Raw genomic sequence first — 24437 nt, forward strand, 5'->3', positions numbered from 1 at the left:
GTCAGCCGTCCTCCGCATGCAGTAGCAGGCCTAGCGCCAGAAAGATCGCCGCCACGGGCGGCGCCCAAGCGGCAAGGATCACGGGGATCTGGCCATTCTCGCCAAGGATCTGTGCGAAACTGCGAATGAAATACAAACCGAACCCCAGCAAAATCGAGGCCAGCACAGCGACGCCGGTCCCCCCAAAGCGGGTATGGCGCATGGTGAATGCGCTCGCAACCAGAACCATGGCCACCAGAAAGAAGGGCCGCGCAAGCTCGGCCTGAAGCCAGACCTCATGCTGGCGCGTGCTGAACCCGGCCTGTTCCAATTGCCGGATGAACTCGGGCAGTTCATAGATTGAGACGGCAGCGACACGGCCAATGCTTTCGCGGATACGCTCGACGGTGAGGGAGGAGGGGATCGTCAGGGTCTCATGCACCTCCGCCTCGCCTTCGGCGTTCACCCCGGCCGCCAGCGGCCAAATCTTTGCCCCGGTCAGCTCCCAGTCGCCGCTGCTAAGTTGTGCGCTTTCGGCTTCGATGCGCCGCACCGGGCCCTTCTCGGCATCATAGCTGATAATCGTGACGTTATAGAGGACAGAGGCGTCGGCGTTGGTGCGCCATGCGCGAATGACCGATTGGCCTTCCTCCGTGCCTTGCCGCAGCCACAGCCCCTCGTCACTGACCGAGAGCGCCGCGCGACCATTGGACCGGTATTCTTGGGTCAATTGCTCGGCCCGCTCACTGGTCGCCGCCACGATGGGGTTGAGCATGGCCACGGCCAGCGTGCCGATGATCAAGGCCACCACCACCGGGGCCACCAGCGCGCGCAGGGCCGAGCGGCCCGCGGCCCGGGTCACAACCAATTCGGAGGACCGCGCAAGGCCGATGAAAAGCGCCACCGTGGCGAGGATCATGATCAGCGGCAGAATCATGTTGATGGTCTGGGGCATGTGCAGCAGCGTCATGCCCAGCACCTGATCCCAGCCCACGTCGTCATCGGCGAAACGCCGGGCCTGATCGACACCGTCGACCAGCATCACCAGCGCGGCCAGCACCCCGGTGATGACGAGAAAGCTCATGAAAAAGCGGCGGGCGAAATAGAAATGCAGGATCATGTGGCGGCCCTCTTGCCACGCAGACGCCGCCTTATCCAGCGCGGATGTGCGGCTTGCCAAAGCATTGCCAGCGTCAGCACGGCCCCGATGAGCGAGGGCAAATAGGCCAGCGGCCAGAGCGCCGCCGCCTCGCGTATCTGCACCACCATCGTGCCCCGCAGCCCATCAATGGCGATGAGCAGGCCGAAAGCGATCACCGCCTCGCGCCAGACGCCAAAGCGGGAGAAACCGCCGAGGATCAAAGTCGCGAAACCAATCATCGCGGCGACAAGGCAGAACAGCGGCTGCGCGAAGCGGCCATGCAACTCTTCGGCCACCACGCCCGGCGAGGTGTCGGTCGCCGCCGCGACCCCGTCCCAATCCCAAAGCAGATCAGGCGTGACCATGGCGCTGACCGACAGGTCGATTTCGTCTCCGCTGCTGACCAGCGGGGAGATATCGAACGAAAAGTCGCGGAATTTGGCGGTGGCCAAACGGTTGCTCTCGGTGTCCAGCCTCTGCGCCATGCCATTGAGCATGATCAGCGTCGTGTCGTCTCCGTTGCGGGCGAGGTAGGCTTCGGCAGCGGTGTAGATCACGCCCTCGTCGGCCTTGCGCCGGTCCGACAGGAAAACATCGCGCAGCACGCCGTCACCGTCGATGGCGCGGGTGTAAAAGGTCACGTCGTCGGAGGGGTGCAGAAAAGTCCCCTCTGTCAGCAACCTTGCGGTGAGGTTGCGCGAGATTTCGGCCTCGCGCTGTTTCAACTGGCCCTGCGCCATGGGGACCAGAAAGTGGCTCAGCACCGTCATCATCGCCGCCACGCAGAGGCCAAAGACAAAGACGGGCCGCGCCAGCCGCCACGGGCCGGAGCCTGCGGCTTGGAGCACCGTCAACTCGGATTCGCCCGACATGCGGTTGGTCACATAGACCGAAGCGGCAAAGGTTGCGATGGGCAGGACGGTGACGATGAGTTTCGGCAAGCCGAGGGCCGTGAACTCCAAAAACACCAAGGCGGATTGGCCATCGCCGATCAAACGGTCGAACAGGACAACCGCGCGGTTGATCCAGAAAAGCGCCACCAGCACCAAAGCGAAAAAGCCGAACATAACCAGAAGTTGCGACAGCATGTAGCGGTCAATTCTTGCCACTCTGATCCCCCGAGATGCTCTGACGGCCTTTACGCGGATCTTAAAGCAATTCGCGGGGCGGGAAAACTGCTATCTGGCCATGGGCCGCGCGGCGCGCTAGGTCTGGGGCAAAATCAACCATGAGGCATGCCATGACCGATCTGACCCCCATCACCTTCGCCGAGACCGACATCGACCGTATCGCGGGGCATTCCGGGCGGATCGCGCTGTTTCTGGAGCCTGAGGGCCGTTTGGATGCCGGGGCGCGGCGGGTGAACCGTCTGACCAAAGGCGCTTTGCAGCGGCTGGTAGAGAGTGAGCGTTTCGCGGCGCTGAAACCCGGCGAGGTTCTCAGCATGGGCTACCCCGCAGGCATGGCGGCAGAGGCGGTGGACGTGGTTCATATGCCGCGCCGGGCCGAGGTGATGACCGCGCGCAAGGCCGGGGCCGCGCTGGCCAAACGCCGGGGTGACAGCGATCTGCTGATGCTGGCCGCCGCAACACGCCGGGTGACCGATGTGGCCTTTGGTCTGGCAATGCGGGACTACGGCTTTGAAGATCACAAATCCGCGCCCAAGGCGCGCAAAGGCACGGTCGAGGTCATGTGTTCCAAACCCGATGACGCGCGTGAGGCCGCCGTACCGCTCATGGCCGTGGCCGAAGGGGCCTTCATGACCCGCGATCTGACCAACGCGCCCGCCAACATCCTGACCACCACCAATTTTGCCGAACGTCTGGCCGAGATGGAAAGCTTGGGCCTGAAAGTTGAAGTTCTGGATGAGGAAGAGCTTGCAAAGCTTGGAATGCGCACGCTTTTGTCTGTGGGGCAAGGCTCGGACAGCCCGTCGAAAGTGGTCGTGATGCGGTGGGAAGGCGGCGCCGATGACTCAGCCCCTCTGGCGCTGGTCGGCAAGGGTGTGGTCTTTGACACCGGCGGCATCAGCCTCAAACCCGGGGCTGGCATGGAAGACATGACCATGGACATGGGCGGCGCGGGCGTCGTCTCCGGCGTGATGCGTACTCTGGCGCTGCGCAAGGCCAAGGCGAATGTCGTGGGGCTTGTGGGTATCGTTGAGAACATGCCCTCGGGCAATGCCACCCGCCCGGGCGATGTGATCACCACGATGAAGGGAGACACGGTAGAGGTCATCAACACCGACGCCGAGGGGCGTTTGGTGCTCTGCGATGTCATGTGGTACGCCCAAGACCGTTTCAAACCCGCGGCGATGATCGATCTGGCCACGCTGACCGGGGCGATCATCATCGGGCTGGGCCATCAGAACGCCGGGGTCTTTTCGAATGACGATGGGCTGTGCAACGATTTCCTGAAAGCCGCTGAGAGCGAAGGCGAAGGCGCGTGGCGGATGCCGCTGGGGCAGGGCTATGACGACCTGCTGAAAAGCCGCGTCGCCGACATGAAAAATATCGGCGGGCGTCCGGCGGGGTCGATCACTGCGGCGCAATTCCTCAAGCGGTTCGTCAAGGATGAGACACCTTGGATTCACCTCGATATTGCCGGTGTTGCCTCACTGAAATCCGAAAGTACGCTGGCGCCCGCGGGCGCGACGGGCTGGGGCGTGGCGGCGTTGAACCGTCTCGTCGCTGACCGTTTCGAGGAGGGCTGAGCGACTGATGGGGGCGGCTTACTTCTATCACCTGACCCAGCGACCTCTGGTCGAGACGCTGACGATGCTGCTGGAAAAGTCGCTCGCCAATGGCTGGCGCGTGGCCCTGCGCGGGACGGACCGGGCGGGGCTACAGGCGCTGGACCGGGCGCTTTGGACCTATGCGGATGACAGCTTTCTGCCCCATGGCATGGCGGGCGGGCCGCAGGACGCGGATCAGCCCGTGCTGCTGACGCTGGAGGATGGCGCCCCCAATCGGGCGGATTGTCTGATGACGGTGCATGGGGCCGATGTCACGGCGGCGGAAGTGGCCGCGCACCAGCGGGTCTGCGTGTTGTTCGACGGGCATGATCCCGTGGCGCTGGATCAGGCGCGCGGCCTGTGGAAGCGGCTGAAATCCGACGGCGCCTCGGCCCAATATTGGTCAGAGGAAAGCGGCCGCTGGGAAAAGAAGGCCGAGACCTGAAGGGCGGCAGTGCAGGGGCAGGGGCCGAAAGCCCGCCGCCCCTGAACGCGGCTTAGGCCGCTTTGTCGAGCGCGGGTTTCGCGGCAGCGGTGGATTTGCTCGCCTCGGCCTCCGGTGCTGCGGGTTCGACCTTGCTGACATAGGATTTGGCCGCTTCGACCGCGCTGTTGTTCACCGGCGCGATCGTGTCCAGCAGGGCGCGGGTGCGCTGGCTGTCGACGCTGCGCTGTGCTGCGGCGCGGGCAAAGGCTTCGTCATCCGCGCTCGTGGCCTTTTGAGCCGTCTCGACCGGCTTTGCCTGTGCCACAGCTTGCACCGTTTCGACCTTGGCAGGCGCTTGCACGGCTTGAGGTTTGGATGCCTCCTGCGCCGCCGCGCTGTTCTGCGCGTTCTGCCCGTCATTGGCGGGTTTCGCCTGCGCCTGGGATGGCTTGTCCTTGGCCTTTTCGGCCTCTTGCGGCTTTTCAGCCTTCTCCGCCTTAGCGGGTTTGTTGCTTTGTTGGTAGGAGGATGACCCACCAAAAATGTTCATCAGCATAGCAGCACTTTCTCCAAAATTGGGTACAGTTGTGCCCTGCAGATATCCGCTCAAAAGGGCGGGAACCTGTTCAATTCACGGCGAATGCGGCGTCATTTTGCGGCGTGTTTGATGTTTTGCCCCGCATTTCCGGCAAGGTCTTGCCCTATTCCGTCAGCGGCTCAGGCGCAGTTCACCGCCGCTGATCTCGATCCGGCCCCAACGTTGCAGGTAGCCCATGCCGAGCAAGGATTGCGACATGATCCCGTCATTCACTACCGCGGGGACGTTGTGATCGACCGCATGGCCCACCACCACCTCGTCGAGACGCACGAAGGCGGTGCGCGTTTCGCCATTGGCGGTGCCCGCGCGGCCAAGGTAATCCAGCCCCTCGGGGTCGATGCCGATGCGCGCCGCGTCGGATTTGGTCAGCACGATATCGGATGCGCCCGTATCGACGGTAAAGCGCACCGGCGCGCCGTTGATCTGGGCCGTCAGGTAGTAATGCCCATCGCGCCCGCGGGGCAGGACGATGTCACCCTCTTCGCTGATGGTGAGATGTTGGCGGGCGCTGTCGCGGGTGATGTCTTGCCACAGGCCGACGCCCGCCGCGGCGCCGGTAAAGATCAGCCCCCAGACCGCCGCCTGTTGCAGGGTCTTGTTCATATTCGGGCGGCTGTGCATGAAAAACCAGCCCGCCACCATCGCCAGAAGAACGATGAGATAGATCAGATGTGCTGTGTCGATTTCGGCCATGAACGCGCCCCCTTAGATCTCATATAGGAAGGCCGCGCGGAAATGTCAGCCGAACGTGGGGCCGGGGCCAAAGCCAAAGGCCGCCAAGCCGTCGAGCACGAATTGAACCGAAAGCGCCGCCAGCAACATGCCAAGCAGACGGGTCACGATGTTAATGCCCGTCTTGCCCATCGCCCGCTCAAGCGCGCCGCTGACCTGCATGGTTAGCGCCATGACCACCAGTGTCAGCGCGGTGATCACGATAATGGTCAACAGCCCTTCGCCGCCCGGTTTTTCTCCCGTCAGCAGGATGACCGAGGCGATGGAGCCGGGGCCCGCAATCAACGGAATGGCCATGGGGAAGACCGACGGATCGTCGTGGTCGTCTTCATCCGCGCGGTCCTCACGCCGTTTGGTACGGCGGTCGAAGAGCATGTCGAGCGCGGTGATGAACAACAAGATGCCGCCCGCCACGCGGAAAGCGGGCATGGAGATGCCGATGAAACCCAGCACTGCCTCGCCGAAGGCTGCGAAGATCAGCAAGATCAACCCGGCCACGCCGACCGCGCGCCAAGCGATCTTGCGCCGCTCTGCGTTGCTCATCCCGCGGGTAAGCGCGAGGAAGACCGGCGCGATGGCGATGGGGTCGATCACCACGAACATCGTGACGAGGGCGGTGATCATATAGGCGGTGTCGAGGGTCATGGGGTTTCCTTGGCGCGGGGCTTCTTGCCAGAATGCACGAGGGCCGCCCCTTAGGCGACCCCTGCGATGTGATAAAGTGAACGCTTCCGGGTCAGGCCGTGGCCTTCTCCAGCTTTTCCTGTGCGCCCATCCAAAGCGATTCCGCGCGGTCCAGCGCCTCCATCACCTCGGCGTATTTCTTGTTCCAAACCTCAAGCTCACCGGTTTTGGCGTCCTCATAGAGCGCGGGATCGGCGAGTTTCTTGGCGAGCTTGTCGCGCATCTCGTTGATCTTTTCCATCCGCGCTTCGGCCTTGCGGACCTCGCTGCGCAGGGCCAACACCTCATCGCGGCTTGCGCGTTTGGGCTTTGGCGCTTCTTTCGGCTTGGCGGGGTTCTTGCTGACCGGTTTTTCCGGCGTCAGCAGCATTTTGCGATAGGCTTCGAGGTCTTCCTCATAGGGTTTGACCGTGCCTTTCGACACCAGCCACAGCCGGTCGGCCACCAGCGACAGCAGGTGCATGTCGTGGCTAACAAGGATCACCGCGCCCGAGTAGCGCGTCAGCGCCTCGACCAGCGCCTCGCGACTTTCGATGTCGAGGTGGTTGGTCGGCTCGTCGAGGATCAGCAGATGCGGGGCGTGGAGCGTTGCCAAGAGCAGCGACAGCCGCGCCTTCTGCCCGCCCGAAAGCCGCCCGACCTCGGTCTCGGCCTGTTCCGGGCCAAGGCCGAAGCCCGCGAGTTGGGCGCGCAGTTTCGATTGCAGCACGCCGGGGCGGGCCGCGATCATGTGTTGCAGCGGGGTTTCCTCGACGATCAGCTCATCCACCTGATGCTGGGCGAAGAAGCCCACGCGCAGCTTGGAGGAATTGACCTGCCGCCCGGCCATCAGGGGCAGGCGGTCCGACAGAAGTTTCGCCAGCGTCGATTTGCCCTGACCGTTCTTGCCCAGAAGGGCGATCCGGTCGTCTTGGTCGATGCGCAGGTTCAGCCGCGTGAGCACCGGGTTGTCGTCAGTATAACCGACGGAGCCGTTCTCGATATTGATGATCGGCGGCGAAAGTTCCTCGGGCTCGCGGAATGTGAAGACCTTGCGCGCCACGTCCTCGGGCGCGGTGATCATGTCCATCTTCTCGATCATCTTCAGACGCGATTGCGCCTGCTTGGCCTTGCTGGCCTTGGCCTTGAAACGGTCGACGAAGGCCTGCATGTGATCGCGCCGGGCCTGTTGCTTCTTGGCCATCGCCGCCTGCAACGCGCGTTTCTCGGCGCGCTGGCGGGCGAATTGGTCGTAGGGGCCTTGGTAATAGGTCAGCTTGCGGTCTTCGAGGTGCAGGATGCCGCCCACGGCGCGGTTCAACAGGCCGCGGTCGTGGCTGATGATCAGCACCGTATGGGGATATTTCGCCAGATAGCTTTCCAGCCAGAGCGCGCCTTCAAGGTCGAGGTAGTTGGTCGGCTCGTCCAAAAGCAGCAGGTCGGGCTGGGCAAAGAGCACGGCAGCCAGCGCCACGCGCATCCGCCAGCCGCCGGAGAAGGCGGAGCAGGGCATCTGCTGCTCTTCGTCGTCGAAACCAAGCCCCTTCAGGATCGACGCTGCGCGGCCTTCGGCGGACCAAGCGTCGATATCGGCCAGACGGGTCTGGATGTCAGCGATGCGGGCGGGGTCCTCGGCGGTCTCGCTCTCTTTCATCAGCCGGGCGCGTTCAATGTCGGCCTCCAGCACCGTGTCGATGAGCGAGGTCTCTGACGAGGGCACCTCTTGCGCGACGCCGCCGATCTTGGCGCGGGAGGGCAAAGAGATATCGCCGCTGTCGAGTGACAGCTCACCACGGATGATTTTGAACAACGTCGTCTTGCCCGCGCCGTTGCGCCCGACGATGCCGACCTTATGCCCCTCGGGGATCACGGCGGAGGCTTCCTCGAACAGGGGGCGGCCTTCGACGGAGTAGTTGATTTCTGAAATGCGTAACATGAAAGCCGTTTGGAGCAAGCGGGGCCGAAGGTCAATCACGGCTTTTCATGGGCCAGACCCCATGCTAGGGAGCGCGCAAATCAACACCCGCTATGGAGTACAGCCAATGGCCCTCGAACGCACCTTCTCGATCATCAAGCCCGACGCAACCCGCCGCAACCTGACCGGCGCCATCGTCAAGAAATTCGAAGACGCGGGCCTGCGCGTTGTCGCACAAAAGCGCATCCACCTGACCAAAGCGCAGGCGGGCGAGTTCTACAAAGTGCACGCCGAGCGTCCCTTCTATGACGAGCTGTGCGAGTTTATGGCCTCCGCGCCGATCGTCGCTCAAGTTCTCGAAGGTGAAAACGCCATCGCGAAAAACCGCGAAGTGATGGGCGCGACCAACCCTGCCGATGCGGCAGAGGGCACCATCCGCGCAGAATTCGCTGAAAGCGTTGGCGAAAACTCCGTCCACGGTTCCGACGCACCGGAAACCGCAGCGGTTGAGATCGCTTACTTCTTCTCCGGTCTGGAACTGGTCGGCTAAGCCACCCGTTCTTTGGAAAGACTGAAAGGGTCGCCTCAAGGCGGCCCTTTTTTCTTTGGCGATCAGTTATTGAGCGTCGGGTGGTGTGAGGACATGCGCCCTTCGACATCGCCCATCGGCGGCGCCTTGGCGGCTTGGTCTTTCAGGTGACGTTCCAGCAGATCGACGTTGCGCAGTTTCGACTTCCAACCGATATCGAAGAGGTCACCGACCAGCGGGACCGAGCCGATCACATAGTCGACCCCGGTGTTCACCAGCATTTTCGCCAGTACGCTTTTCGGTGCGCCCATGCGGTGCGATTCTTTCAGGATATAGGCTGCGGGCAGAAGGGCGAGCGTATCACCCACCACCGGCACAAGGCCCAAGATCGAATCCCATCCCATCCGCACGCCAACGATCGGCAACTTATAGGCGCTGTCCATGCTGACGGCCAAACGGCGCAGACGGGCGAGGTCAGCCTCGTGAGAGGGGGTATGGGGTTTCATATCTGTCCTTGCGTGTTGCTCTAGGCGGCAAACGCATGGTCCGGCCCCAAAGTTCCCCCCATCCACCGGCCCCATCCGGTGCGCGGGGAGCGCCGTTCAAAGGCTGGCGTAGTCGGTGATCAGCGGCGTAGGGCGCTGCGGTGGTTGGGCCGAGGTGCCGTTCGGCTTCGGCGCGGGCTTTGGTTTTTGCGGTTGCGGCGTTCTGTCTAGTCGGGCCATCGGGTAGCTCCTTTGCTGCTCGCTGGGGTTTGATGTCTCTCATCCCCGCAACCAGCTTGGGCGCGGTTCGGGTCCATAAAGGGGCCAGATTGCGCCCAGAATGGGGCATTTGTTGCGATTTTGCGACGGAAAGGCCGGCATTCCCCTATGAGTTGAGAGTGAAACGCGCCTCTGCCTGCAAGGTGCCCTCTGGGGCTACGCGCCCCCGGCCTGTCAGATCGACCAGATGCGCCAGCACGTTTCGGGTGGCCGCGCCTAAAAGCGCGGCAGGTGTTTCGGTATAGATGGCGCGGGCGAGGTCCTCCGCCGTGGCGGGCCCGGCAGCCAGTGCATCGAGGATCGACACCTCCCGCGCGCGACGATGCGCCACCAACCAGTCGAGCCGCGCGTTGGGATCGCTGACCGGCGCGCCGTGACCGGGGTAGAACACCCGCCATTGTCGCGCGCCCAGCTTCTGACAAGAGGCCATGAAATCGGTCAAATCCCCATCGGGGGGCGAGACGAGGGAGGTCGCCCAGCCCATGACGTGATCCGCCGTCAAACAGGCATTTCCCCAAGCGAGGCTGACATGATTGCCGATATGGCCCGGCGTGTGCAGCACCTCCAACGCCCAGCCGTCCCCCTCTAGTACATCCCCATCGGCCAGTGCGTGATCGGGGCAAAACCCGTGGTCCACACCTTCACCGCCGCCCATCAACCCCGCCTCGGCCAGCCCCTGCATCACCGTCGAACGGCCCGCCGTGGCATCGCCAAAGGCCCAGACCTCGGCCCCCGTACGCTCGGCCAGCGGGCGGGCAAGCGGCGAGTGATCCAGATGCGTATGGGTCACGATGATATGGCTGATGCGCTGCCCGGGCTGGATCGCGGCGAGGATCGCCTCAAGATGCGCAGCGCTATCGGGGCCGGGGTCGATCACCGCCACATCGGTCTCGCCCAAGAGATAGGTATTGGTGCCGCGATAGGTCATCGGTGAGGGGTTGGGCGCCACGATCCGCCGCAGCTCGGGTTCCAAGGTTTCGGCAATGCCAATCTCGGGGTCGAAGTTGTCGGGCGGTAGCATGGTTTCACCTTTCGCTGGGGCAGGGGGCTGGCTAAGGTCTAGCCATGAATTTTGCCTGGCTCAAACGATATGTGCCGCGCGGCATCTACGGACGTGCCGCGTTGATCCTGCTGTTACCAGTGGTGTTTTTACAGTTGGTCGTCGTGGTGATCTTTGCGCAGAGGCATTTCGAAGGTGTCACCGGCCAGATGACCGATACGGTCCTGCGGGAACTGGAACTGGTCATGCTGGCGGTCGGCACGGCCCCCGATGCGCAATCCGTGCCCACGGCGGTTGAGGCGCGGGCGGGCCCGCTTGATTTCGTGGTGACGCCCGCCAACCGTCCGCTGCCCGAAGAAGACAGCATGCTGTGGTACGACTATTCGGGCCGCGTCCTCATCCCCCGGCTGCGCAGCAAGATGGACGGGATCGAAGCGGTGGACCTCAGCGATGACGATTTCGTCGTGCTCTATATCGAAAGCGTGCACGGGCCGCTGCGCATCCAGTTCGAGCGACGGCGCATCTCGGCCTCGAACCCGCATCAGCTTTTCGTCTACACCGTGTTTTTCGGCGTGCTTTTGAGCTATATCGCCACGATCTATCTGCGCAACCAGCTGCGCCCCATCAAACGGCTGGCCCGCGCGGCGGAGGCCTTTGGCCGTGGGCGGCATGAGCCTTATACTCCCACCGGCGCCATCGAAGTCCGCGCGGCGGGCAACGCTTTTGTCGACATGCGCGCCCGGATCGAGCGGCAGATAGAGCAGCGCACGCTAATGCTCTCGGGGGTCAGCCACGACCTGCGCACGCCGCTGACCCGGATGCGCCTTGGCCTGTCGATGATCGACGAGGAGGACGCGGCCCCGCTGCTGGCCGATGTCGATGATATGCAGCGGATGCTGGACGAATTCCTGAACTTCGCCAAGGGTGCCGCCGAGGGTGAGCCCGAAGAGGTGGCCCCGCATGGGTTCGTCAGCGCCATCGTCGAAGACGCGCAACGGGCCGGGCGCAGGGTCACGCTGCTGCCGCCCGAGGGCGCGGGCGAGGGGATCGTGAAGCTGCGCAGGATCGCGATGCGCCGGGCGGTGGACAACCTTATTTCCAACGCCGTGCGCTATGGCACGCAGGCCGAAGTCTCGGTCATGCTGAGCGACCGCACCCTGCGCATCCGGGTCGAAGACGATGGCCCCGGCATTCCCGAAGCGCGGCGAGACGAGGCGACGCGGCCTTTTTCGCGGCTCGATCCTGCGCGCAACCAAGACAAGGGCGGCGGCGTGGGGCTTGGCCTTGCCATCGCCTCCGACATCGCCCGCGCCCACGGCGGGGTGCTGCGGCTTGGGGAATCGGACCGCCTTGGCGGGCTGCGCGCGGATATCGTCATCGCGCGGTGACCCGGCGGCATGATTGTGCGACGCGCCCGGCTTTGCCACAGTGAGGGGACCCTAATACGGAGCGCAGCGATGACCCCCTATGACATGATCAAAGCCCATCTCGACACGGCCGTGCCCTTTGCCGCCCATGTCGGGGTGAAACTGCTCGAGATCGGAGACGGCACCGCCGGCGCCGAATTGGTGCAGCGGCATGAGACCTCGAACCACATCGGCACGCAGCACGCGGGCGCGATGTTCACGCTGGGCGAAGCCGCATCGGGGGCCGCCATGGCGGGGGCGATTGCACCGGTGATCATGGACATGCGCCCCGTGGCGGCCATGGGGCAGATCACCTTTAAAAAGATCGCCGAAGGCACGCTGACCGCCCATGCCAAAACCTCGCGCCCCGGGGCCGACCTGTTGAGCGCGCTGCAAGAAGACGGCAAGGTCGCCTTTGACGTGGCGGTCGACATTCAGAACGAAGCGGGTGAAACGGTGGTCGAGATGCAGGTGAACTGGCACGTCAGCGCCAAACGGTGAAGGCCACGAAAGGCGGGGGCGGAAGTATGGTAGGCCCGGCAGGACTTGAACCCGCAACCAAAGCGTTATGAGCGCTCTGCTCTAACCAATTGAGCTACAGGCCCGCCATGGGCGTTTGGGTATGACGCCGCAGGCCGAGCGTCAAGACATTAGCTGCACCAAATGATTGCAGTGGGCGGCGCAATACTCTAACTCCGCGCGCAAGGGAAAATGCGCGCCGGGGGCCATGACCATGACAAAATCCGACAACGGAATCACCTACGCCGAAGCAGGCGTGGATATTGACGCAGGCAATGCGCTTGTAGAGCGGATCAAACCGGCGGCGAAATCCACCGCGCGGCCCGGTGTCATGTCCGGCCTCGGCGGCTTTGGCGCGCTGTTCGATCTCAAGGGCGCAGGCTTCACCGATCCGGTGCTGGTCGCGGCGACCGATGGCGTGGGCACCAAGCTGCGCATCGCGATCGACACCGGCAATGTCGACAGTATCGGCATCGATCTGGTCGCCATGTGTGTCAACGATCTGGTCTGTCAGGGGGCCGAGCCGCTCTTCTTCCTCGACTATTTCGCCACCGGCAAACTGGAACTCGACAGTGCCGCGCGGATCATCGAAGGCATCGCCAAGGGCTGCGCCGATTCCGGTTGTGCCTTGATCGGGGGCGAGACTGCTGAAATGCCGGGCATGTACCACGCGGGCGATTTCGACCTTGCCGGTTTTTCGGTCGGCGCGATGGAGCGGGGGACCGAGCTGCCGCGCGATGTGAAAGAGGGCGACGTGCTCTTGGGCCTGCCGAGCGACGGGGTGCATTCCAACGGCTACAGCCTCGTGCGCAAGATCGTCGAGCGAAGCGGTCTGGGCTGGGGTGATGATTGCCCATGGGGCGAGGGTGATCTGGGCAGCGCGCTGCTGACGCCAACGAAGCTCTACGTCAAAGGCGCTGTGGCCGCCCTGCGCGCCGATGCCGTGTCGGCGCTGGCGCATATCACCGGCGGTGGCCTGACCGAGAACCTGCCGCGCGTCCTGCCCGTGGGGCTGGCTGCTGAGATCGACCTCAATGCATGGGAACTCCCGCCGGTGTTCAAATGGCTGGCCGCCGAAGGGGACATGGCCGAGGCCGAGATGCTCAAGACCTTCAACGCCGGGATCGGCATGGTCGCCGTGGTTTCCGCCGATAAGGTCGAGGCCGCCAAAGCCGCCTTTGCCGAGGATGGCCATGCCGCCATTGAGATCGGGCGCATCACCACTGGCAATGGCGTCACCTATTCTGGCGCGCTGCTTTGACCAAGCGGGTTGCGATTTTCGTCTCGGGCGGCGGCTCTAACATGCGGGCGCTGGTCGAGGATATGACCGGTGACCATGCAGGCCGCCCCTGTCTGGTGCTGTCAAACAACGCGGATGCGGGCGGGATCGCTTGGGCGCAGGGGCAGGGGATCGCGACCGAAGTGGTCGATCACCGCCCCTTCGGCAAGGACCGCCCGGCTTTTGAGGCGGCGCTCAGCGCTGCGCTTGAGGCTCATGCGCCCGACATCATCTGCCTTGCCGGTTTCATGCGCAAATTGACCGAAGGGTTCACCGATGCTTGGGCGGGGCGGATGATCAACATCCACCCCTCGCTATTGCCGAAATACCGCGGCCTGCACACCCACGCCCGCGCGCTGGAGGCTGGCGATACCGAACATGGCTGCACCGTGCATGAGGTGACCGCCGCACTCGATGACGGTCCGATCCTCGGTCAGGCGCGCATCCCCGTTCTACCCAGCGACACGGCCGAGAGTTTGGCCGAGCGGGTCTTGGTACAGGAACACCGCCTTTACCCCGCCGTGCTGCGCCGTTTCGCCGCTGGTGAGCGGGAGCCGGTCCTGCTCACCGGCTGACGCTGGTCAAACCCGCCCGCGTGATGTACCTCTTTGGCAAAGCCCGATGACCGGGCGTGCAACATGTCAAAGAGCATATATGAAAACCATCACCACGACCGCCGACCTCGCGCAATTCTGTGAAGAGGCTGCGCGCCATGATTACGTGACCGTCGACACTGAATTCCTGCGTGAGCGGACCTATTATTCCAAACTCTGCCTTGTTCAGCTTGCCATGCCCGGCACCGATGATAGCAACGCCGTATTGGTCGACCCCTTGGCCGATGGCATCTCGCTTGAGCCGCTGTACGATCTGTTCCGCGACACGTCGGTGGTCAAGGTCTTCCACGCCGCGCGGCAGGATCTTGAGATCTTCTATGTCGATGCCAAGGTCTTTCCCAAGCCGCTGTTCGACACGCAAGTCGCCGCGATGGTCTGCGGCTTTGGGGAACAGGTGGGCTATGAGACCTTGGTGCGCAAAATCGCGCATCAGTCGCTCGACAAGACCTCGCGCTTTACCGATTGGTCGCGCCGCCCGCTGACCGAGGCGCAGAAGACCTATGCGCTGGCCGACGTGACCCATCTGCGCCAAATCTACGAATTTCTGGCCCGCAAGCTTGAACAGACCGGGCGCGCGCGGTGGGTGGCCGAAGAGCTTGAAACGCTGCTCAGCCCCGACACCTATGTCACCCAACCGCAGGATGCGTGGAAACGGGTCAAGACCCGGACCAATTCGCCCAAGTTTCTGGCGATCGTCCGTGAGCTGGCGGCCTTCCGTGAGGATTACGCCCGCAGCCGCAACATCCCGCGCAACCGGGTGTTCAAGGATGACGCGCTGGTCGAATTGGCGAGCCTCAAGCCCTCGAATGGCGAAGAGTTGAACCGCGCCCGGCTGCTGCTGCGCGAGGCCCGCAAGGGCGAAATCGCCGAAGGTATCCTGAAGGCTGTGGCCGCAGGTGTGGCCTGCAAGCCTGCCGACATGCCCCAGCCCGACCGCAAGCGCGACAAGTTGCAGGTGAACCCGGCGCTAGCCGATCTTCTGCGGGTGCTGCTCAAGGCCAAGACCGAAAGCGCGGGCGTTGCGGCCAAGCTCATCGCCTCGGCCAGCGATCTCGACATGCTCTCGGCGGGGGAGCGTGACGTGCAGGCGCTGCGCGGCTGGCGGCATGAGGTCTTCGGTGCCGATGCGCTACTGCTCTGCGAGGGCAAGATCGCCTTGGCCGCTGACGGAAATGACGTGAAGGCCGTCAAAGTCTGAAACGAAAAGAGCCGCCCGATCAGGGGCGGCTCTTTCTCAATAGAGGGCAGGCGGCGTCTTAGCGGCGAGAGACCAGCGCGTTCAGCTGCCCTTCGACGCGAATCTCGCGCACCCCGGCCAGCATCTGATCGGTCAGGCGACGCCCGGCAATCACTTCGCGGGTGGGGCGGCTGCCTTGCGGGGTGGCCTTGTCGGGCCGGACCCCTTCCAAACGATAGGTCAGAACACCGTCGACGGGCATCTCATCCGGCGTCGCGGGGGTCAGGCGCACTTTGTAGATGCCTTGGCGTGCCGCCAGCCCGGTGGCGCGCAGAATCGCACCGCCCGGCACCGGCTCGATGGTCAGATCGGTGATCTGCTCAAAGGGGCGCCCCTCATAGGTGTCGACCTCAACCGCGCGCCGCGCGAACAGCCCACTGCGCTGCGGGATCAGGGGGTTCGTGCTCTCCGCCGGGGCGGTCTCAACCGAACGGGCGGGGCCAAACCAATTCAATGGATTGATGCGACTGTCACGGACCGTGCCGCAGGCGGATACCAAAAGGGTCGAAGCCAAAAGAGCGAGGATTGTCTTGCGCATGGGAACCGCCGTTAAGTTTACTTGCCTTGTGCTACCCCATCCCGCCAGCCTTGGGAAGGGGGTGGACCTTTGCCCATGGGCATCCTACCTGTCAGGCAATGGAATTCACCCGAAGAGAGTGCACAGATGGCCACGCCCGCCTTTGAAGAACTGGTCGAGGATTTCGAGTTTTTGGACGATTGGGAAGACCGTTATCGCCATGTGATCGACCTTGGCAAAGCGATGGAGCCGCTGCCTGAGCCGCTGCGCGTCCCTGCGACCAAGGTCGATGGCTGCGCCTCTCAGGTCTGGCTGCATGCACAGTTCGAGGGCGGGAAACTGCATTTCGACGGCGCCAGCGATGCGATGATCGTCTCAGGGTTGATCGCGGTTTTACGCAAGCTTTACAACGGCTTGACACCTAGTGAAGTGGGCGGCGTCGATGCCAAGGCGGAACTGGCGCGGCTGGGGTTGAACGACCACCTCTCGGCGCAGCGTTCCAACGGATTGCGCGCGATGATCGAGCGTGTGCGCGAGACGGCCGCGCAGGAAGCGTAAGGGTTAAAGGGCGCGCAGAGCGCTCTCCAAATCACCGTAACCCGTGAACCGCCGCTCGAACGCAAGGCCAAGCCGAGCGGCGCAGTCCCGCGCCTTTTCGGTAAGCGCCGAGTCGTCAGTCTGCGCCTGATAGACCAGTTTTTCATAGTTACCAAAATACATGTCGCGCAGCTCGGGATGCCGGTCGAGGCCCATGGGTTTGATGATGAAAGCGTCGAACTGCCGGACCAGAAAATCGGTGAGGTAGAAGGTGGTGATCTCATCTTCGGCGGTTTTGGCGAAGCTCTCGTTGCCTTGGAAAAAGCTGTAGCAATGCGGCCCGGCGACCATTTGCACGCCGAGTTCTGCGCAGGCGCGTTCCAGCCCGCCGCCCGTGCCGCAATCGGCGTAGACAACAAAGAAATCGTCGTAGTCCGCACGGTGTTTGGCGACCGTATCACGCACCGCCTGCGTAATCTTTTCCGGGTAGAGGTGATATTTCGCGGGCAGACAGGTCAGATCCAGATGGGTCCAACCGTTGGCGGCTTTCAGATCCAAAATCTCACGCGCCAGCGCCCCGCAGGCGATCAGCAAGATACGGCCCGCGCGGGTGGGCGCGAGCCCGTCTTGGGTCAGGGTCCGGTCATCTGGCAGCGGGGTGTCATTCATGCCGATACCATCGCATGTCACCGCGCCCCAAGCCAAGCGGGCAGGGGCGAAACGCTCAGGCGTTGGCCGAATTATGTCGACGGCCCATCCAGTCTTTCGCGGTTTCAACCGCCACGGCGGCATCCCGGCAGTAGGCATCGGCACCGATGGCCTTGCCGAATTCCTCGTTCAGGGGCGCGCCACCGACTAGCACAATATAGTCGTCGCGCTTGCCCTGTTCGACCAGCGTGTCGATCACCACTTTCATATAGGGCATGGTCGTGGTCAGCAGGGCAGACATGCCAAGGATATCGGCCTTTTCCGCTTCGAGCGCTTCGAGATAGGCTTCGACCGCGTTGTTGATGCCCAGATCGACGACCTCGAAACCCGCGCCTTCCATCATCATGCCAACAAGGTTCTTGCCGATGTCGTGAATGTCGCCTTTGACGGTGCCGATCACCATCTTGCCGACGCGCGGCGCGCCGGTTTCCGCAAGCAACGGCTTGAGGATGGCCATGCCGCCCTTCATCGCATTGGCGGCCAGCAGCACTTCGGGCACGAAGAGGATCCCGTCGCGGAAATCGGCGCCGACGATGGTCATCCCGCCGACAAGCGCCTTGGTCAGGATCTCATAGGGCTCCCACCCGCGGTCGAGCAGGATTTGCACCCCTTCTTCGATCTCTTCCTTGAGACCGTCATAGAGGTCATCGAACATCTGCTGGACCAGTTCTTCGTCGTCCAACTCGGCCAGGATGATATCGTCTTCTTCCGACATGGTGTTTCCTTCTGCTGGGCGTGCAGGTGCATGACACTTGAGCCCTTGTCTCACGGAATGTTAGCGCCGGGGTCGCGGTTTGCGACATCGGCCGCGCCTTGCGCGACGCCTTGCGGGCAAACTACTGCTTTTTGCGGTGTAAGGACAAGGGTTTGCACGAGGTTACTTGCCGATGTTCGTGCAATGTTCTAACCTTCTTTCATGGATAGGGAAGACCAGCGATTCCGCGTGCTTGGCCGCGCGGCAGGCAGCAATGATGCGGGCCGGTTTGAGCGTCATACCCGCGTCGCCGAAGATGACGGTTGGGCGCGCGACGAGGTGTTTCCGGTGCTGCGCACCCAGACCAGTATCGAAGTGCCGCGCCGGGTGATCACCTACAACCGCTCGCCGGATTTGCCTTTCGACCGCTCGATCAACCCCTATCGCGGCTGTGAACACGGCTGCGTTTATTGTTTCGCGCGGCCCAGCCATGCCTACCTCGGCCTTTCGCCGGGGCTGGATTTTGAGACGCAGTTGATCGCCCGCCCCGAAGCGCCGGACGTTCTGGCGCGGGAGTTGCGGTCGAAGCGCTATCAGGTCGCGCCCATCGCCATCGGCACCAACACCGATCCGTATCAACCGATCGAAAAGACCCATGGCATCATGCGAGAGTGTCTTGAGGTGTTGTCGGCGTTCAATCACCCGGTGGCGATCGTCACAAAGGGCAGCCTGATCGAACGCGACATCGACATTCTGAGCGACATGGCAGGGCGCGGATTGGCGGCGGTCGGCATTTCGGTGACCACGCTGGACGCAAAGCTGAGCCGCTTGATGGAGCCGCGCGCGCCCGCGCCGCGGCGGCGGTTGCAGGTGATCCGAAAGCTGTCGGAAGCAGGGATTCCGGTGCGGATCATGGCATCGCCGATGATCCCGGCGCTGACCGACCCGGAGTTGGAGGCGATCCTCACCGCCGGGCGCCACGCGGGCGCGCGGCACGCCAGTTGGATCATGCTGCGCCTGCCGCGAGAGGTGTCGCCGCTGGTGCAGGACTGGCTCGCCACCCATTACCCGGACCGGGCCGAGCGGATCATGGCGCGGTTACGCGATATGCACGGGGGCAAGGAATATGACGCGGGCTGGCACAAGCGGATGCGGGGTGAGGGGCCATATGCGCAGATGGTGGCGCAACGCTTTGATCTGGCGGTGAAACGTTTGGGGCTGGCCCGGTCTGGCGTGCCGCTGCGCTGTGATCTGTATCGACCGCCCTCCGAAAAGGGCGATCAATTGAGCTTGTTCTGAGCCTCAGCCCCGGCGACGCCCGCGGCGCGGCGCGCGGGTGGGGCCTTGGCCATCGGTGCCATCACTTTCGGAAGAGAAATCGCCGATCTCTTCGCGGATCTGCTCCAACGTCGGGGCCGGGCCTTTTTCGGTGCTGTCAAGCGCCTCGCGCATGGCGACCAGATGCTCAGGCAGGGTGCCGCAACAGCCGCCGATGATGCTTGCGCCTGCGTTGCGGGCCATCACCGCATAGCGCGCCATCAACTCGGGCGTGCCGTCATAGTGGATGTGGCCTTCGACGTATTTCGGGATGCCTGCATTGCCTTTCGAGATGATCGGCAGCGTGCCGTTCTTCGCGGCAAAGCCAAGCACGGTGCGTAGCAGGTCAGAGGCGCCAGTGCCGCAGTTGGCACCATAGGCCAGCGGCATGTTTTCGAGCCCATGCACCAAGTCGACCATCCCTTCAGAAGTCAGCCCCATCATCGTGCGGCCCGCAGTGTCAAAGCTCATCGTGCCACACCACGGCAGACCGGCAAGCTGGAAGCCTTCGGCGGCGGCCCGGTATTCTTCCGGGGCGCTGATCGTCTCGAGCCAGCCGATATCGGCACCACCTGCCTTGAGCCCATCGGCGGTCTCGTGGAACATCTCGACGGCGAGGGAGTGGGACAGGGTGCCCACAGGCTCCATAATCTCGCCCGTCGGGCCGACGGAGCCTGCGACGATCACTTTGCGTTCGGCGGTATCGGCCACTTCGCGCGCCAGTTCGGCGGAGACGCGGCTCAACTCATGCACGCGGTCCTGCGCGTCGTGCAGCTTGAGGCGGGCGGCGTTGGCACCAAAGGAGTTGGTAAGGAACAGATCACTGCCCGAATCCACCGCAAAACGGTAAAGCTTAGTGATCTTTGCGGGCTCGTCGGTGTTCCACAATTCGGGCGCATCGCCCGACATCAGCCCCATGTTGAACAGATTGGTGCCCGTGGCCCCATCGGCGAGCAATGTGCCCTTTTCAGCGAGAAGATCGGTGAATGCGTTGCTCATGGGGGCTCCTGTTAGGTCTGAGAATTTCGCCTGATGTCATGGTGGCTACCTGGGGGCAATCTCATAATATTCATCTTCATTATGAGGGCAGGCGGGAAGGCTGCGCCCCGGTGCCAAGACCGGAGCGCAGGGGGTCAGCTTGTCTCGCTCAGCAGTTGCGCCTTGGCCTCGGCCATCAGGCTTTGCATCTTGCCGCGGATCGTCGCCTCATCCGCGCGGTCGCCCAGATCGCCCGAGACTTTGCGATAAACGTCTTCGTCGCCCGCCTCTTCGAAATCGGATTTCACGACCTCTTTGGCATAGTCCTCGGCATCGCTGCCGGATTTGCCTAAAAGTTCAGCAGCCCAGAGACCCAGAAGCTTGTTGCGCCGCGCCTCGGCGCGGAATTGCATATCCGCATCGTGGGCGAACTTGCTTTCAAAGGCATTTGCACGGTCGTCAAAGTTGCTCATGGCGGGTCTCCGGTTGCTGCGATTACCCTATCGATATGCGAACGCAGGCCCGTTCTCGCAAGTGGCGGGGCAAAGGTGGCGGGCCATGCTTGCAGCAGCGGGGTGCTTGCACTAAGAGAAGCGCAAGCGGCGGGGATGTTCCCGGCCCCCTGTTGGAAAGGATGCCCATGGCCCGGCGCAACAAGATCTACGAAGGCAAGGCAAAGATCCTCTATGAAGGTCCCGAGCCCGGTACGATCGTTCAATATTTCAAAGACGATGCCACGGCCTTTAACGCCGAGAAGAAAGCCACGATCGAAGGCAAGGGCGTGTTGAACAACCGCCTGTCCGAGTTCTTTATGACTGGGCTGAACAGCATCGGCGTGCCGACGCATTTCATCAAACGCCTGAACATGCGCGAACAGCTCGTGCGGCAGGTTGAGATCATTCCGCTGGAAGTGATCGTACGCAACTATGCCGCCGGTTCCATGTCCAAGCGGTTGGGGATCGAAGAGGGCACACAGCTGCCACGCCCGATCGTTGAATATTGCTACAAGGACGACTCGCTCGGCGATCCGCTGGTCACCGAAGAGCATATCGCCGCATTCGGCTGGGCCAGCCAGCAAGACATGGACGATATCCTGAGCCTTGCGCTGCGGGTTAATGACTTCATGTCGGGCGTGATGATGGCCGTGGGCATTAAGCTGGTGGACTTCAAGATCGAGATTGGCCGCGTTTACGACGGTGATTTCCAGCGTCTGATCGTTGCCGATGAGATCAGCCCCGACAGCTGCCGCCTGTGGGACATCGAAACGGGTCAGAAGCTCGATAAAGACGTGTTCCGCCGCGACCTGGGTTCGCTCACCGATGCGTATACCGAAGTGGCCAAACGCCTTGGCGTCATGCCCAAGAACAACGCGCCGGTGACAAAGCCGACGCTGATAAACTAACGCGGCTTCGCCGTTCAATTTGCAGATGTTACAAAGGGGTGTCGCGCCATGAAAGCACGGGTGCATGTGATGCTGAAGAACGGGGTGCTCGACCCTCAGGGCGAAGCGGTTCGCCACGCGCTCGGAGCCTTGGGCTTTGACGGGGTGAACGGTGTGCGTCAGGGCAAGGTGATCGAACTTGACCTCGCCGAAGGCACCTCCGAGGCCGATGTAAACGCCATGTGCGAAAAGCTCTTGGCCAATACGGTGATCGAATCCTATTCGGTGGAGCTGGCCTGATGCACGCAGCGGTGGTTGTCTTTCCCGGGTCCAATTGCGACCGCGACCTTGCCGTGGCTTTCAAAGCCGCGGGTGCCAAGGTCTCCATGGTCTGGCACAAGGACAGCGAACTGCCGCAAGGCGTTGATATCGTGGGGATCCCCGGCGGGTTCTCCTATGGCGACTACCTGCGCTGCGGGGCCATCGCCGCGAATTCGCCGATCTGCCGCACAGTGGCCGCCCATGCGGAGCGTGGCGGCTATGTGATGGGCATCTGCAACGGTTTTCAGGTGCTGACCGAAACCGGCCTGCTGCCGGGCGCGCTGCTGCGGAACGCGGGATTGAAATACATCTGCAAGACCGTGGGTCTCAAGGTCGAGACTACGGCGAGCGATTACACCAGCGGCTACACTGCCGGTCAGGTCATCGACATTCCGATCGCCCACCACGACGGCAACTATTTCGCGGATGACGAGACGATTGCGAAACTGCGCGGCGAAGATCGCGTGGCCTTCAGCTATGCCGAGAACCCGAACGGCGCGCGCGATGACATCGCGGGCATCCTGTCGGATAACCGCCGGGTGCTGGGCATGATGCCGCACCCTGAGCGGGCGGCGGAAGCGGCGCATGGCAATACGGATGGGGCGGCGCTCTTCCGCGCATTGACCGGTGCTTTGCAAACCGCCTGACTTGAGTGCGGCGCGCGGAGCGCGTAGGTTGCCGCGATGAGTGATACATCCGGTTCCGAAGGCAATAGCATGGCCGTATCCTGGCGGGTGCGGTTCGCCATCGCGGCGCTGATGATCCTCGCTGTGGTGACGATTTCGATCACCAATAAGCTGCTGACCGACCGTTTTACCGAAAGTACCCGCAACCGCGCCGAACTGCGCATCGCGCTTTATAGCGGGAACCTGCTGGCGGAACTGCGCCAGAATGCCATCGTGCCGCAGCTTTTGGCCCGCGACCCAACCTTGATCGGGGCGCTACAAACGGCGGATTATTCCCTATCGACGCAACGGCTTATCTCCTTCGTGGAGGAGATCGGCGCGGCCTCCTTGATGCTTTATGACATCGACGGGCGCACGGTGGCGGCGACCGACCGCAACCGTTTGGGCTCTGCGCATAAATCCGAGCCTTATTTCGTCGACGCCATTCGCTCCAACGCCACAATCTTTTCGACGATTGAGCGGGAGCAGGGCGGCTATCGTTTCCTCTATTCGCGGCGCATGCAGTCGGGCGGCACGACCCTTGGCGTAATCGCGGTCGAGGTCGACTTGCAGAAGTTCGAGCGCGCATGGGCCGGGATTTCCGACGCGGTGATCGTCATGGACAGCACCGGGCAGATCATCCTCGCCACCGAGCCGCGCTGGCGCGGGCTGACCGAACCCGAAGCCTTGGCCAACCACACGCCGCAAAGCGCCATTGAGCGCGCCATCCAAGCCACCACCGATTGGACCGCGCTGCCGCCCGATGCCTATTTGCAGGGCGAAGCGGTGATGCGTCTGGAAAACCGCATCCCGTTCCGGGGCTGGCGGATGAGCAGCTACACCACCTATGCCTCGGTCCGCGAGAAGGTGAACGGCGTGCTGGCGCTTGAGGTCATGGGTTTTGCGATTTTGCTGGCCTTGGCGTTCTACTTCCTCAGCCGCCGCACGGCCGGAAGGCTGGCGATCTTCCAACGGGAATCGGCAAAACTCAGGGCGCTGAACCTTGCCCTGCAACGTGAGATTGCCGAACGAAAGCGCGTGCAACAGACCCTCGCCGTGGCCGAGCAAACGCTTGAACAGTCATCGAAACTCGCCGCCTTGGGCGAGATGTCTGCCGCCGTCAGCCATGAATTGAACCAACCGCTCGCCGCGATGAAGACCTATCTGGCGGGCGCGCGGTTGTTGCTCAATCGCAACCGGCAGGATGAGGCGCTGTCGTCCTTTGGCCGTATCGACGACCTGATCGAGCGGATGGGCGCGATCACGCGGCAGCTTAAATCCTATGCCCGCAAGGGGCAGGAGGCGTTTTCTCCTGTCGACATGGGCGCAGCGCTGGCATCGTCCCTGTCGATGATGGAGCCGCAACTGCGCCAACGACAGGTCCAGATCAGCCGTATTCTGCCCGATAATCCCGTCACGGTGATGGGAGACCGTATGCGGATCGAACAAGTTATGGTAAACCTGTTAAGAAACGCATTGGACGCAACAAAATCGGAACGAAACCCTCAGGTGGACATTATATTATCAGCGGGGGAGACGGCGACATTGACCGTGCGCGACAATGGCCCGGGGATCGAAGACTTGGACGCGCTGTTCGAACCTTTCTACACGACCAAACAGCCCGGCGATGGCGTTGGGCTGGGTCTTGCCATTTCATCGGGGATCGTGAACGACCTCGGTGGAAGGCTGACGGCGCGCAACGGACAGAACGGTGGCGCTGTATTTGAAATGCAGCTGCCCATATTGGCAGATGAAACGAAGATAGAAGCGGCGGAGTGAACG

The 24437-nt window shown here is 62.8% G+C and carries 28 protein-coding genes and 1 tRNA gene; 14 read left to right on the forward strand and 15 right to left on the reverse strand.

Annotation, left to right across the window (positions count from 1 at the left end; translation table 11 throughout):
• Position 1 precedes the first annotated feature (1 nt).
• Positions 2–1099 (reverse strand): LPS export ABC transporter permease LptG, encoded by a 1098-nt coding sequence (gene lptG / locus ACGYLD_RS02490; RefSeq protein WP_271691366.1) that lies wholly within the window; start codon positions 1097–1099, stop codon positions 2–4.
• Complete coding sequence (gene lptF / locus ACGYLD_RS02495) at positions 1096–2229, reverse strand: LPS export ABC transporter permease LptF (protein WP_271691365.1); 1134 nt, start codon at positions 2227–2229, stop codon at positions 1096–1098. The genes lptG and lptF overlap by 4 nt, the downstream gene beginning before the upstream one ends.
• A 131-nt stretch (positions 2230–2360) precedes the next feature.
• Between lptF and ACGYLD_RS02500 the strand changes: the two genes are divergently transcribed.
• The gene (locus ACGYLD_RS02500) at positions 2361–3833 is read left to right on the forward strand and encodes a leucyl aminopeptidase (RefSeq protein ID WP_394400993.1); all 1473 of its coding nucleotides are present in this window, start codon (positions 2361–2363) and stop codon (positions 3831–3833) included.
• A gap of 7 nt (positions 3834–3840) precedes the next feature.
• The gene (locus ACGYLD_RS02505) at positions 3841–4299 is read left to right on the forward strand and encodes a DNA polymerase III subunit chi (protein WP_271691363.1); all 459 of its coding nucleotides are present in this window, start codon (positions 3841–3843) and stop codon (positions 4297–4299) included.
• Between the two features lie 52 nt (positions 4300–4351).
• On the opposite strand, the gene ACGYLD_RS02510 is transcribed toward ACGYLD_RS02505, so the two are convergent.
• From ACGYLD_RS02510 to ACGYLD_RS02525, 4 genes are all read right to left on the reverse strand, one after another.
• A complete protein-coding gene (locus ACGYLD_RS02510) occupies positions 4352–4837 on the reverse strand; it encodes a hypothetical protein (RefSeq protein WP_271691362.1) in 486 nt (161 codons plus the stop codon).
• 153 nt (positions 4838–4990) lie between these two features.
• The gene (locus tag ACGYLD_RS02515) at positions 4991–5572 is read right to left on the reverse strand and encodes a TIGR02281 family clan AA aspartic protease (RefSeq protein ID WP_394400998.1); all 582 of its coding nucleotides are present in this window, start codon (positions 5570–5572) and stop codon (positions 4991–4993) included.
• A gap of 45 nt (positions 5573–5617) precedes the next feature.
• Entirely contained in the window at positions 5618–6256 is a 639-nt protein-coding gene (locus tag ACGYLD_RS02520; RefSeq protein WP_271691360.1) for a MarC family protein, read from the reverse strand.
• 91 nt (positions 6257–6347) lie between these two features.
• Positions 6348–8210: an ABC-F family ATP-binding cassette domain-containing protein gene (locus ACGYLD_RS02525; RefSeq protein ID WP_394401001.1), complete on the reverse strand. Its 1863-nt coding sequence runs from the start codon at positions 8208–8210 to the stop codon at positions 6348–6350.
• A gap of 106 nt (positions 8211–8316) precedes the next feature.
• Between ACGYLD_RS02525 and ndk the strand changes: the two genes are divergently transcribed.
• Complete coding sequence (gene ndk, locus ACGYLD_RS02530) at positions 8317–8739, forward strand: nucleoside-diphosphate kinase (protein ID WP_067266630.1); 423 nt, start codon at positions 8317–8319, stop codon at positions 8737–8739.
• 62 nt (positions 8740–8801) lie between these two features.
• Here the strand turns inward: ndk and ACGYLD_RS02535 are convergent, their stop codons facing one another.
• The 3 genes from ACGYLD_RS02535 to ACGYLD_RS02545 all read right to left on the reverse strand — a co-directional run bounded on the left by ACGYLD_RS02535 (position 8802) and on the right by ACGYLD_RS02545 (position 10503).
• The gene (locus tag ACGYLD_RS02535) at positions 8802–9224 is read right to left on the reverse strand and encodes a DUF4112 domain-containing protein (protein WP_322327689.1); all 423 of its coding nucleotides are present in this window, start codon (positions 9222–9224) and stop codon (positions 8802–8804) included.
• Positions 9225–9320: 96 nt separating this feature from the next.
• The gene (locus ACGYLD_RS02540; RefSeq protein ID WP_269451603.1) at positions 9321–9443 is read right to left on the reverse strand and encodes a hypothetical protein; all 123 of its coding nucleotides are present in this window, start codon (positions 9441–9443) and stop codon (positions 9321–9323) included.
• A 145-nt stretch (positions 9444–9588) separates the two neighbouring features.
• Positions 9589–10503 carry an MBL fold metallo-hydrolase gene (locus ACGYLD_RS02545; RefSeq protein WP_394401004.1) on the reverse strand — a complete coding sequence of 305 codons (915 nt, stop codon included), beginning with the start codon at positions 10501–10503 and terminating at the stop codon, positions 9589–9591.
• A 44-nt stretch (positions 10504–10547) separates the two neighbouring features.
• Between ACGYLD_RS02545 and ACGYLD_RS02550 the strand changes: the two genes are divergently transcribed.
• The gene (locus tag ACGYLD_RS02550) at positions 10548–11870 is read left to right on the forward strand and encodes an ATP-binding protein (RefSeq protein WP_394401007.1); all 1323 of its coding nucleotides are present in this window, start codon (positions 10548–10550) and stop codon (positions 11868–11870) included.
• Between the two features lie 69 nt (positions 11871–11939).
• A complete protein-coding gene (locus tag ACGYLD_RS02555; RefSeq protein ID WP_271691353.1) occupies positions 11940–12389 on the forward strand; it encodes a DUF4442 domain-containing protein in 450 nt (149 codons plus the stop codon).
• A gap of 27 nt (positions 12390–12416) precedes the next feature.
• On the opposite strand, the gene ACGYLD_RS02560 is transcribed toward ACGYLD_RS02555, so the two are convergent.
• Positions 12417–12493, reverse strand: a tRNA-Ile gene (locus ACGYLD_RS02560).
• A gap of 128 nt (positions 12494–12621) precedes the next feature.
• Here ACGYLD_RS02560 and purM point away from each other — a divergent pair.
• From purM to rnd, 3 genes are all read left to right on the forward strand, one after another.
• A complete protein-coding gene (purM, locus tag ACGYLD_RS02565) occupies positions 12622–13668 on the forward strand; it encodes a phosphoribosylformylglycinamidine cyclo-ligase (protein WP_271693825.1) in 1047 nt (348 codons plus the stop codon).
• Positions 13665–14261: a phosphoribosylglycinamide formyltransferase gene (purN, locus tag ACGYLD_RS02570; protein ID WP_271691352.1), complete on the forward strand. Its 597-nt coding sequence runs from the start codon at positions 13665–13667 to the stop codon at positions 14259–14261. The genes purM and purN overlap by 4 nt, the downstream gene beginning before the upstream one ends.
• A 79-nt stretch (positions 14262–14340) precedes the next feature.
• A complete protein-coding gene (gene rnd, locus ACGYLD_RS02575) occupies positions 14341–15498 on the forward strand; it encodes a ribonuclease D (RefSeq protein WP_271691351.1) in 1158 nt (385 codons plus the stop codon).
• Positions 15499–15556: 58 nt separating this feature from the next.
• Here the strand turns inward: rnd and ACGYLD_RS02580 are convergent, their stop codons facing one another.
• Complete coding sequence (locus tag ACGYLD_RS02580; protein ID WP_271691350.1) at positions 15557–16075, reverse strand: hypothetical protein; 519 nt, start codon at positions 16073–16075, stop codon at positions 15557–15559.
• Between the two features lie 126 nt (positions 16076–16201).
• Here ACGYLD_RS02580 and ACGYLD_RS02585 point away from each other — a divergent pair, with 126 nt between their 5' ends.
• A complete protein-coding gene (locus ACGYLD_RS02585) occupies positions 16202–16612 on the forward strand; it encodes a SufE family protein (RefSeq protein WP_067266648.1) in 411 nt (136 codons plus the stop codon).
• A gap of 3 nt (positions 16613–16615) precedes the next feature.
• On the opposite strand, the gene ACGYLD_RS02590 is transcribed toward ACGYLD_RS02585, so the two are convergent.
• Complete coding sequence (locus ACGYLD_RS02590; RefSeq protein WP_271691349.1) at positions 16616–17260, reverse strand: DUF1638 domain-containing protein; 645 nt, start codon at positions 17258–17260, stop codon at positions 16616–16618.
• Positions 17261–17315: 55 nt separating this feature from the next.
• Entirely contained in the window at positions 17316–18014 is a 699-nt protein-coding gene (locus tag ACGYLD_RS02595) for a B12-binding domain-containing protein (protein WP_067266651.1), read from the reverse strand.
• 201 nt (positions 18015–18215) lie between these two features.
• Between ACGYLD_RS02595 and ACGYLD_RS02600 the strand changes: the two genes are divergently transcribed.
• On the forward strand, positions 18216–19292 hold the full coding sequence (locus tag ACGYLD_RS02600; protein WP_394401013.1) for a PA0069 family radical SAM protein: 1077 nt from the start codon (positions 18216–18218) through the stop codon (positions 19290–19292).
• 3 nt (positions 19293–19295) lie between these two features.
• Here the strand turns inward: ACGYLD_RS02600 and bmt are convergent, their stop codons facing one another.
• A complete protein-coding gene (gene bmt / locus ACGYLD_RS02605; RefSeq protein WP_271691345.1) occupies positions 19296–20309 on the reverse strand; it encodes a betaine--homocysteine S-methyltransferase in 1014 nt (337 codons plus the stop codon).
• 134 nt (positions 20310–20443) lie between these two features.
• A complete protein-coding gene (locus tag ACGYLD_RS02610) occupies positions 20444–20761 on the reverse strand; it encodes a DUF1476 domain-containing protein (RefSeq protein WP_209217756.1) in 318 nt (105 codons plus the stop codon).
• Positions 20762–20928: 167 nt separating this feature from the next.
• Between ACGYLD_RS02610 and purC the strand changes: the two genes are divergently transcribed.
• Genes purC through ACGYLD_RS02630 form a run of 4 tightly spaced genes read left to right on the forward strand, consistent with a single transcriptional unit; the run spans position 20929 to position 24434 of the window.
• Complete coding sequence (gene purC, locus ACGYLD_RS02615) at positions 20929–21690, forward strand: phosphoribosylaminoimidazolesuccinocarboxamide synthase (protein WP_067266657.1); 762 nt, start codon at positions 20929–20931, stop codon at positions 21688–21690.
• 48 nt (positions 21691–21738) lie between these two features.
• On the forward strand, positions 21739–21969 hold the full coding sequence (gene purS, locus ACGYLD_RS02620; protein ID WP_067266658.1) for a phosphoribosylformylglycinamidine synthase subunit PurS: 231 nt from the start codon (positions 21739–21741) through the stop codon (positions 21967–21969).
• Positions 21969–22637: a phosphoribosylformylglycinamidine synthase subunit PurQ gene (gene purQ, locus ACGYLD_RS02625; protein WP_271691344.1), complete on the forward strand. Its 669-nt coding sequence runs from the start codon at positions 21969–21971 to the stop codon at positions 22635–22637. Before purS ends, purQ begins: the two co-directional genes overlap by 1 nt.
• A 36-nt stretch (positions 22638–22673) precedes the next feature.
• Entirely contained in the window at positions 22674–24434 is a 1761-nt protein-coding gene (locus tag ACGYLD_RS02630) for an ATP-binding protein (RefSeq protein ID WP_271691343.1), read from the forward strand.
• Positions 24435–24437 lie beyond the last annotated feature (3 nt).

The organism is Sulfitobacter sp. 1A12056 (assembly GCF_043558125.1).
Classification (GTDB): Bacteria; Pseudomonadota; Alphaproteobacteria; order Rhodobacterales; family Rhodobacteraceae; genus Sulfitobacter; species Sulfitobacter faviae.

What these genes read in the sequence shown, in the direction of transcription:
- lptG (WP_271691366.1), bottom strand. Translation starts at nt 1,099, where the DNA reads ATGATCCTGCATTTCTATTTCGCCCGCCGCTTTTTCATGAGCTTTCTC.
- ACGYLD_RS02500 (WP_394400993.1), top strand. Translation starts at nt 2,361, where the DNA reads ATGACCGATCTGACCCCCATCACCTTCGCCGAGACCGACATCGACCGT.
- ACGYLD_RS02505 (WP_271691363.1), top strand. Translation starts at nt 3,841, where the DNA reads ATGGGGGCGGCTTACTTCTATCACCTGACCCAGCGACCTCTGGTCGAG.
- ACGYLD_RS02510 (WP_271691362.1), bottom strand. Translation starts at nt 4,837, where the DNA reads ATGCTGATGAACATTTTTGGTGGGTCATCCTCCTACCAACAAAGCAAC.
- ACGYLD_RS02515 (WP_394400998.1), bottom strand. Translation starts at nt 5,572, where the DNA reads ATGGCCGAAATCGACACAGCACATCTGATCTATCTCATCGTTCTTCTG.
- ACGYLD_RS02520 (WP_271691360.1), bottom strand. Translation starts at nt 6,256, where the DNA reads ATGACCCTCGACACCGCCTATATGATCACCGCCCTCGTCACGATGTTC.
- ACGYLD_RS02525 (WP_394401001.1), bottom strand. Translation starts at nt 8,210, where the DNA reads ATGTTACGCATTTCAGAAATCAACTACTCCGTCGAAGGCCGCCCCCTG.
- ndk (WP_067266630.1), top strand. Translation starts at nt 8,317, where the DNA reads ATGGCCCTCGAACGCACCTTCTCGATCATCAAGCCCGACGCAACCCGC.
- ACGYLD_RS02535 (WP_322327689.1), bottom strand. Translation starts at nt 9,224, where the DNA reads ATGAAACCCCATACCCCCTCTCACGAGGCTGACCTCGCCCGTCTGCGC.
- ACGYLD_RS02540 (WP_269451603.1), bottom strand. Translation starts at nt 9,443, where the DNA reads ATGGCCCGACTAGACAGAACGCCGCAACCGCAAAAACCAAAGCCCGCG.
- ACGYLD_RS02545 (WP_394401004.1), bottom strand. Translation starts at nt 10,503, where the DNA reads ATGCTACCGCCCGACAACTTCGACCCCGAGATTGGCATTGCCGAAACC.
- ACGYLD_RS02550 (WP_394401007.1), top strand. Translation starts at nt 10,548, where the DNA reads ATGAATTTTGCCTGGCTCAAACGATATGTGCCGCGCGGCATCTACGGA.
- ACGYLD_RS02555 (WP_271691353.1), top strand. Translation starts at nt 11,940, where the DNA reads ATGACCCCCTATGACATGATCAAAGCCCATCTCGACACGGCCGTGCCC.
- purM (WP_271693825.1), top strand. Translation starts at nt 12,622, where the DNA reads ATGACAAAATCCGACAACGGAATCACCTACGCCGAAGCAGGCGTGGAT.
- rnd (WP_271691351.1), top strand. Translation starts at nt 14,341, where the DNA reads ATGAAAACCATCACCACGACCGCCGACCTCGCGCAATTCTGTGAAGAG.
- ACGYLD_RS02580 (WP_271691350.1), bottom strand. Translation starts at nt 16,075, where the DNA reads ATGCGCAAGACAATCCTCGCTCTTTTGGCTTCGACCCTTTTGGTATCC.
- ACGYLD_RS02585 (WP_067266648.1), top strand. Translation starts at nt 16,202, where the DNA reads ATGGCCACGCCCGCCTTTGAAGAACTGGTCGAGGATTTCGAGTTTTTG.
- ACGYLD_RS02590 (WP_271691349.1), bottom strand. Translation starts at nt 17,260, where the DNA reads ATGAATGACACCCCGCTGCCAGATGACCGGACCCTGACCCAAGACGGG.
- ACGYLD_RS02595 (WP_067266651.1), bottom strand. Translation starts at nt 18,014, where the DNA reads ATGTCGGAAGAAGACGATATCATCCTGGCCGAGTTGGACGACGAAGAA.
- ACGYLD_RS02600 (WP_394401013.1), top strand. Translation starts at nt 18,216, where the DNA reads ATGGATAGGGAAGACCAGCGATTCCGCGTGCTTGGCCGCGCGGCAGGC.
- bmt (WP_271691345.1), bottom strand. Translation starts at nt 20,309, where the DNA reads ATGAGCAACGCATTCACCGATCTTCTCGCTGAAAAGGGCACATTGCTC.
- ACGYLD_RS02610 (WP_209217756.1), bottom strand. Translation starts at nt 20,761, where the DNA reads ATGAGCAACTTTGACGACCGTGCAAATGCCTTTGAAAGCAAGTTCGCC.
- purC (WP_067266657.1), top strand. Translation starts at nt 20,929, where the DNA reads ATGGCCCGGCGCAACAAGATCTACGAAGGCAAGGCAAAGATCCTCTAT.
- purS (WP_067266658.1), top strand. Translation starts at nt 21,739, where the DNA reads ATGAAAGCACGGGTGCATGTGATGCTGAAGAACGGGGTGCTCGACCCT.
- purQ (WP_271691344.1), top strand. Translation starts at nt 21,969, where the DNA reads ATGCACGCAGCGGTGGTTGTCTTTCCCGGGTCCAATTGCGACCGCGAC.
- ACGYLD_RS02630 (WP_271691343.1), top strand. Translation starts at nt 22,674, where the DNA reads ATGAGTGATACATCCGGTTCCGAAGGCAATAGCATGGCCGTATCCTGG.